This window comes from Actinophytocola sp. (assembly GCF_050699915.1).
GTDB lineage: Bacteria > Actinomycetota > Actinomycetes > Mycobacteriales > Pseudonocardiaceae > Actinophytocola.
Genome location: NZ_JBOHGA010000062.1, coordinates 23,383 through 30,657 on the forward strand (window position 1 = coordinate 23,383; position 7,275 = coordinate 30,657).

General features: G+C 69.6%; 7 protein-coding genes. 2 read left to right on the top strand and 5 right to left on the bottom strand.

The features are described 5' to 3' along the window. Positions 1 to 47: 47 nt before the first annotated feature. Positions 48 to 1,484 carry a gamma-aminobutyraldehyde dehydrogenase gene (locus ACRDSK_RS14020; RefSeq protein WP_431441087.1) on the top strand — a complete coding sequence of 479 codons (1,437 nt, stop codon included), beginning with the start codon at positions 48 to 50 and terminating at the stop codon, positions 1,482 to 1,484. Positions 1,485 to 1,574: 90 nt separating this feature from the next. Beyond that, positions 1,575 to 1,961 carry a VOC family protein gene (locus ACRDSK_RS14025; RefSeq protein WP_431441089.1) on the top strand — a complete coding sequence of 129 codons (387 nt, stop codon included), beginning with the start codon at positions 1,575 to 1,577 and terminating at the stop codon, positions 1,959 to 1,961. Here the strand turns inward: ACRDSK_RS14025 and ACRDSK_RS14030 are convergent. The 5 genes from ACRDSK_RS14030 to ACRDSK_RS14050 all read right to left on the bottom strand — a co-directional run. After that, on the bottom strand, positions 1,958 to 3,157 hold the full coding sequence (locus ACRDSK_RS14030) for a saccharopine dehydrogenase family protein (RefSeq protein WP_431441090.1): 1,200 nt from the start codon (positions 3,155 to 3,157) through the stop codon (positions 1,958 to 1,960). The genes ACRDSK_RS14025 and ACRDSK_RS14030 overlap by 4 nt on opposite strands. Before the next feature lie 73 nt (positions 3,158 to 3,230). Beyond that, positions 3,231 to 4,043, bottom strand: a complete 813-nt coding sequence (locus tag ACRDSK_RS14035) for an ABC transporter permease (RefSeq protein WP_431441092.1) — start codon at positions 4,041 to 4,043, stop codon at positions 3,231 to 3,233. A gap of 1 nt (position 4,044) precedes the next feature. After that, positions 4,045 to 4,980 (bottom strand): ABC transporter permease, encoded by a 936-nt coding sequence (locus tag ACRDSK_RS14040; RefSeq protein ID WP_431441093.1) that lies wholly within the window; start codon positions 4,978 to 4,980, stop codon positions 4,045 to 4,047. After that, positions 4,977 to 6,113 carry an ABC transporter ATP-binding protein gene (locus ACRDSK_RS14045; RefSeq protein WP_431441095.1) on the bottom strand — a complete coding sequence of 379 codons (1,137 nt, stop codon included), beginning with the start codon at positions 6,111 to 6,113 and terminating at the stop codon, positions 4,977 to 4,979. The genes ACRDSK_RS14040 and ACRDSK_RS14045 overlap by 4 nt, the downstream gene beginning before the upstream one ends. A gap of 3 nt (positions 6,114 to 6,116) precedes the next feature. Then, positions 6,117 to 7,275: polyamine ABC transporter substrate-binding protein (locus ACRDSK_RS14050; RefSeq protein WP_431441097.1), on the bottom strand; the 1,159-nt coding region annotated here is incomplete at its 5' end.

The following is a 7,275-nucleotide window of genomic DNA, read 5'->3' on the forward strand; positions in this document are numbered from 1 at the left end:
GAGCTCACGGTGACCACGCGGGTTGATTCCGGGGAGGCGGCACAGTCATGACCGAGAAGACCAGTCTGCGGAACTTCGTCGACGGCTCGTACGTCGAGCCTGCCGACGGCGCCTACTCGGACCTGATCGACCCCAGCACGGGCGAGGTGTTCGCGCAGGCTCCGGTGTCCGGCGCGGCCGACGTCGACGGGGCGATGCGGGCGGCGTCGGCCGCGTTCGAGAAGTGGCGGGACGTGACGCCGAAGGACCGGCAGCTCGCGCTGCTGCGGTTCGCCGACGCGCTCGAGGCACGGGTCGACGACCTGGTCGACGCCGAGTGCCGCAACACCGGCAAGCCACGGCAGCTCACCCTCGAGGAGGAGCTGCCGCCCGCGATCGACCACTTCCGGTTCTTCGCCGGCGCCTCGCGGGTCCTCGAGGGGCGCGCCGCCGGCGAGTACCTGGAAGGGCACACGAGCTACGTGCGCCGCGAGCCGATCGGGGTGTGTGCGCAGGTCACGCCGTGGAACTACCCGCTGATGATGGCGGTCTGGAAGATCGCGCCGGCGCTGGCCGCCGGCAACACCGTGGTGCTCAAGCCGTCGGACACCACGCCGGCCTCGACGCTGCTCATGGCCGAGATCGCCGCCGAGCACCTCCCGCCCGGCGTGCTCAACGTGATCTGCGGCGACCGCGACACCGGCCGCGCGCTGGTCTCGCACGAGACGCCGCAGATGGTGTCGATCACCGGGTCGGTCCGCGCCGGCCGCGAGGTCGCCGAGGCCGCCGGGCGCAACCTCAAGCGGGTGCACCTCGAGCTCGGCGGCAAGGCCCCGGTCGTGCTGTTCGACGACGCCGACATCGCCGCGGCCGCCGAGGCCATCGCGATCGGCGGCTACTTCAACGCGGGCCAGGACTGCACGGCCGCGACCCGGGTGCTGGCCGCGCCGGGCATGCACGACGAGTTCGTCGCCGCCCTGACCGAGCAGGCCCGCGGCACCCGCACCGGCCCGCCGTCGGACACCGACGTGCTGTACGGCCCGCTGAACAACGCCAACCAGCTGGCCCGGGTGAGCGGCTTCGTCGACCGGCTGCCCGACCACGCGAACCTCCGGACGGGCGGCTCGCAGGTGGGCGACCGGGGCTACTTCTACGCCCCCACGGTGGTCTCGGGCCTGCGGCAGGACGACGAGATCATCCAGGACGAGGTGTTCGGCCCGGTGATCACCGTGCAGCGCTTCACCGACGAGGCGGAGGCGATCCGCTGGGCGAACGGCGTGGAGTACGGCCTGGCCGCGTCGGTGTGGACACGCGACCACGCCCGTGCGATGCGGATGACCGCCAAGCTGGACTTCGGCTGCGTCTGGGTGAACACGCACATCCCGCTGGTGTCGGAGATGCCGCACGGTGGCTTCAAGAACTCCGGCCATGGCAAGGACCTGTCGATGTACGGCTTCGAGGACTACACCCGCGTGAAGCACGTCATGCACAACATCGAGGGCTGACCCGCAACCGGTCACGAATCGAGAAGCGCGCCCCCGGCGACCGCCATACCGTGACGGACGGATCGGCCCAACAGCGCGAAGGAGATGGCCGTGGCGGTACAGGTGAGCGTGATCATGCTCGGCGTGCGGGACGTGGCGCGGGCGAAGAAGTTCTACGTGGAGGGCCTCGGCGGCGACGTCGAGCAGGACTACCCGGGCTTCGTCCGGTGCAAGCTGGGCGACGGCTCGTCGCTGGCGCTCTACGAGTGGGAGGCGGCGGCACAGGACGCCGGCGTCTCCGCCGAGGGGTCCGGGTTCCGCGGCGTCTCGTTCCACTTCATCACCGACTCCCGGGACGAGGTGGACGAGGCCATGCGGACCGCGGAGGACGCCGGCGCCACCGTGGTCAAGGCGGCGGCCGCAACCAACTGGGGCGGGTACTTCGGCTACTTCAGCGACCCGGACGGCTACCTCTGGAAGGTCACGACCGCCGGCTAGCGCAGGCCCCAGGGTGAGCCGTAGTCCTTGAGCAGGTCGAGGAACGGGACGGGGTCGAAGGCCTCCGGGCCGAGGACCCCGCTCCCCTGCCACGCCCCGGCCGCCAGCAGCTCCAGCGCCACCACCGGGTTGAGCGCGGTCTGCCACGAGACCGCCTGGTGGCCGTACTCGCGCATCGACCACTCGTTGTCCACCACGTGGTACAGGTACACCTCACGCGGCTCGCCCGCCGGGTCCAGGCCCCGCACCCAGGTGCCCGCGCACGTCTTGCCGGTCATCCGCGGCCCCAGGCCCGCCGGGTCCGGCAGGCACGCCGCCACCACGTCGCGTGGAGCAACCGACACGCCGCCGACCGTGACCGGGTCCGTCCTGTCCAGACCGAGCTTGTGCAGCGTCCGCAGCACCTCGATGAACTCGTTGCCGAGCCCGTACTTGAACGTCACCCGGTCCGCCTCGACCCAGCGCGGGATCAGCAGGACCTCCTCGTGCTCCACGTTCACGCACTCGACCGGCCCGATGTCCTCGGGGAAGTCGAACACCTCCGGCTCGCTGAACGGTTCCGTGGTGTACCAGCCGCGGTCCTTCTCGTAGATCACCGGCGGGTTCAGGCACTCCTCGATCGTCGTCCAGATGGAGAACGTCGGCGCGAAGTCGTAGCCCTCCACCACCAGGTTCGCGCCGTCGCGCACGCCGACCTCGGCGATCGACGAGAACAGGTGGTCGGCGGCGTAGCGGGCGAACACGTCGGACATGCCCGGCTCGACGCCGATCCCCACCAGGGCGAGCCGGCCGGCCGACTCCCACCCGGGCGCCGCCTCGAACTGCCGGTCGCCCAGCTTCACGCCGGTGCGGGCGTACGGCTCCGACGGGTGCGGTGTGGACAGTGACATCGCCATGTCGAGGTAGTCCGCGCCCGCCGCGAGCGCCCCCTCGAAAACCGGCATGGTGAACCGCGGGTCGACCGCGTTCAGCACGTGCGTGATGTCGTGCTGGCGGCACAGCGCGGTGACCTCGTCGGCCGACGAGGCGTCGACCCGCGCCGCGGTGAACCTGTTGTCCGGCACCGAGGACACCGCCCGGCGCGCCCGGTCGAGCGTGTAGTCGGCGACCACGAACGAGGAGAAGAACGACCGTCGCGCGGCGATCGCCACCGCCGCCGAGCCGACGCTCCCCGCGCCGACCATCAGGATCTTCACGACGCCCCCTCACAGGCTCGGTGCCGCCGTTCACGGTCGCCCTGTGTTTGATGGTTCGCTCCGCAAGCTCCGCTCACGACAGTCCCAAGGCCTTGGCCTGCCGCCGCGCGCGGACCTGGACCACCAGCACGATCACGAATGCGAGCAGGAACACCGCCGTGCCGATCACGTTGACCTCACGCGGGATCCCGCGCTGCGCCGCGCCCCACACGAACATCGGGAACGTCACCGTGGTGCCGGAGTTGAAGTTCGTGATGATGAAGTCGTCGAAGGACAGTGACAGCGACAGCATCGCCGCGGCCGCGATGCCGGGCAGCACCAGCGGCAACGTCACCTTCCGGAACGTCTTCCACTCGTTGGCGTAGAGGTCCATCGCGGCCTCCTGCAGCTTCGGGTCCAACCCGGCGAGGCGTGCCTTCACCGTGACGACCACGAAGGACAGGCAGAACAGGATGTGCGCCACCGCGACCGTCCAGAAGCCCAGCGGGATCTGCAGCGTGACGAACAGCGCCAGCAGCGACGAGCCCATCACGACCTCGGGGGTGGCCATCGGCAGGAAGATCAGCACGTTGGTCGTGGCGCGGCCGCGGAAACGGTGCCGCGCCAGGGCGAACGACATCAGCGTGCCCAGGATCGTCGCCACCAGCGTCGCGACGAGCGCGATGCCGACGCTCACCCGCAGCGCGTCGCCGAGGCCGGCCGTGCTGAACGGGTGCAGCCAGTAGTCCAGCGTCCACTGGTCGGACAGGTCGTAGGACAGCCGGTTGCTGGGCTTGTTCAGCGACAGCAGGAACACCACGACGATGGGCAGGAACAGGTAGGCGAGCACGAGCAGCCCGACCACCATCACCCAGTGGTCGGAGACCCAGCGCCAGAAGCGGTACACGTCAAACCACCTCGTCTGTGCCGGCCGCTCGGACATAGGAGAAGACCATCACCAGGATCGTGGCCATCAGCAGGAACGACAGCGCCGCGGCCTGCGGGTAGTCGAGGCGCACCAGGAAGGCCGAGTCGATCACGTTGCCGATCATGTACTGGTTCGGCGTGCCCAGCAGTTCGGCGTTGATGTAGTCGCCGGCCGCGGGGATGAACGTCAGCAGCGTGCCGGCGATGATGCCGGGCATCGACAGCGGCAACGTCACCTTCCGGAACGTCCGCACGGGCGTCGCGTACAGGTCGCGGGAGGCCTCCAGCAGCCGGCCGTCGAGCCGCTCGAGGTTCGCGTACAGCGGCAGCACCATGAACGGCAGGAAGTTGTACACCAGCCCGCACACGACCGCGGCGGGCGTGGCGAGCAGCCGGAAGTCGTCGCCGATCAGCGGCAGGCCGCGGAGGAACTCCACCAGCGGGCCGTTGTCGGACAGGATCGACTTCCACGCGAGCGTGCGCAGCAGGAACGTGGTGAAGAACGGCGCGATGACGAGCACCAGCAGCAGGTTGCGCCACCGGCCGGACTTCTGCGCGATCGCGTACGCCAGCGGGTAGCCGAGCACCAGGCAGATGATCGTCGCGAGGCCCGCGTACACGGCCGAGCGCACCAGGTGCGGCCAGTACGCCTGGATCGCGTCGAGGTAGTTGACGAGGGCGAAGGCCTGGCTGTAGCCGTTCTCCAGGCTGCCCGCGCGGTCGTAGAGGCTGGTGCCGGCCAGCTGGATCGAGGGCACGACGAAGAACAGCAGCAGCCACAGGCCGCCCGGCAGCAGCAACAGGAACGGCGTCCAGCGCCGCCGCTTCTTGCCGGCGACCGGTTCGTCGACGGGCTGGACCTCCGGCGGCGTACCGGGTGCGGAGCCGCCGGCCGCCGCGCCGACCAGTGCGGTCACGGCGCCACGCCCAGCGGGTCGGCGGCGTACTGGGTCACCTCGTCGCCCTCGCCGGCCGGGCGGTCGAGCACGAACGAGTGCGGCGGGTACCAGTGCGCCACGACCTCCGTGCCCTCCGCGAGCGGCTCGCCGGCCGACGCGTTGGCGGAGAACACCGACATCTCCTGGCCCCACGGCGTCTTCAGCAGGTACTCGGTGCTCACGCCGGCGTAGCAGGTGTCGGTCAGCACTCCGCGCACCTGGTTGTGTTCGGCCGGCGGATCCTGGCCCGGCTCGGCGAGGCGGACCTTCTCCGGCCGCACACCCAGCCACACCCGACCCTCGGTGGCCCGGGCCCGCGCGGTGGGCGCGGCGAACCGCTCGCCGTGCGCGGTCAGCGTGATGTCCTCACCGGACTTGCCGGTCACCTCCGCGGCGAACAGGTTGGACTGACCGAGGAAGTTCGACACGAACGGCGAGGTCGGGAACTCGTAGATGTCCGTCGGCGCGCCAAGCTGCTCGATGCGGCCCTTGTCCATCACCGCGACCGTGTCGGCCATCCACATGGCCTCGTCCTGGTCGTGGGTGACGTGCAGGAAGGTGATGCCGACCTCGGTCTGGATGCGCTTGAGCTCGATCTGCATCTGCCGGCGCAGCTTGAGGTCCAGCGCGCCCAGCGGCTCGTCGAGCAGCAGCACCTGGGGCTCGTTCACCAGCGCCCGGGCGAGCGCGACCCGCTGTTGCTGGCCGCCGGAGAGCTGCGCGGGCTTGCGGTTCACGAAGCTGCCGAGCTGTACCAGCTCGAGCATCTCGAGCACCTTCTTGCCGACGTCCTTGATGCCCCGCTGGCGCAGTCCGAACGCGACGTTGTCCTTGATGGACATGTGCGGGAACAGCGCGTAGCTCTGGAACACGGTGTTCACCGGCCGGCGGTAGGGCCGCAGGGTCGTGATGTCCTGGTCTCCCAACCGGATCGTGCCCGAGGTCGGCTCCTCGAGCCCGGCGACCGTGCGCAGCGTGGTCGTCTTGCCGCAGCCGGAGGCGCCGAGCAACGCGAAGAAGGCACCCTGCGGCACGGTCAGACTCAGGTCGTCGACCGCCACGAAGGACCCGAACCGCTTTGTGACGTTCGTGAGAATCAGGTCTTCAGCCATCGCTCATGCTCCGATCACCTGCTGGAACTTGTCCTCGAAGATGCGTTCCTCGGCCTCGTTCAGCGCCATGAAGACCTTCGACGTCGACAGCACCGTCTCGTCGGGGAAGATCAGCTGGTTCGCGGCGAGCTCCGGGTCGATCTTCTCCATCTCCGCCTGCGCGCCCTCGACCGGGCAGATGTAGTTGACCCACGCCGCGAGCTCCGCGGCCACCGCGGGCTCGTAGTAGTAGTTCATGAAGGCCTCGGCGTTGGCCTGGTGGGTGGCCTCGTTGGGCACAAGCATGTTGTCCGACCACAGCATGACGCCGGACTCCGGCGTGACGAACTGGACCTGCTCGTCCTCGAAGTTGAGCTGGATGACGTCGCCGGACCAGGCGACGCACGCGGCGATGTCGCCCTTGGCGAGCTCCTGTGCGTAGTCGTTGCCGGTGAAACGACGGATCTGTCCGGAGTCGACGGCCGCCTGCAGCTTGTTCAGCGCCTGGTCGAACTGCTCCTCGGTGAAGTTCGACGGGTCGCTGCCCTCGGAGAGCAGCAGCAGGCCCATCGTGTCGCGCATCTCCGAGAGCATCGTGACCTTGCCCCGCAGGTCCCGTCGGGTCAGCAGCTCGTCGACCGTGCGGACCTCCGGGGTGACGTTCCCGTTGAACGCGATGCCCGCGAGGCCCGTCTGCCACGGCACGGCGTACTCGTTGTTCTCGTCCCACGACCGGCCGCGCAGCGAGTCGAGCATGTTCGCGTCGACGTTGGCCAGCCGGTTCTTCTGCAGCGGCTGCACCCAGCCGAGCCGGATCAGCCGGGCGGCCATCCAGTCGGTGAGCACGATGATGTCGCGGTCGATCGTCTGGCACGCGGAGAGCTGGTTGCGCACCTTGCCGAAGAACTCGTTGTTGTCGTTGACGTCTTCCTGGTAGGTGACGTCGATGCCGGTCTGCTCGGTGAACGCCAGCACCGTCGGCCGCTGGGTCTCGTCGTCCTCGGCCACGTCGATGTAGAGCGGCCAGTTGGAGACGACCAGCTTCTTGTCGCTCTCCGACTGGTCCGGCGCGCGGCAGTCGGCCGGGTTCCGGCGGGTGCCGGGCATGCCGCAGGCGCTGAGCGCGCCGCCGGTCGCCGCGAACGCGCCGGCGGCCAGCATGCCGCGCAGCACGGTGCGGCGG

What these genes read in the sequence shown, in the direction of transcription:
- ACRDSK_RS14020 (WP_431441087.1), top strand. Translation starts at nt 48, where the DNA reads ATGACCGAGAAGACCAGTCTGCGGAACTTCGTCGACGGCTCGTACGTC.
- ACRDSK_RS14045 (WP_431441095.1), bottom strand. Translation starts at nt 6,113, where the DNA reads ATGGCTGAAGACCTGATTCTCACGAACGTCACAAAGCGGTTCGGGTCC.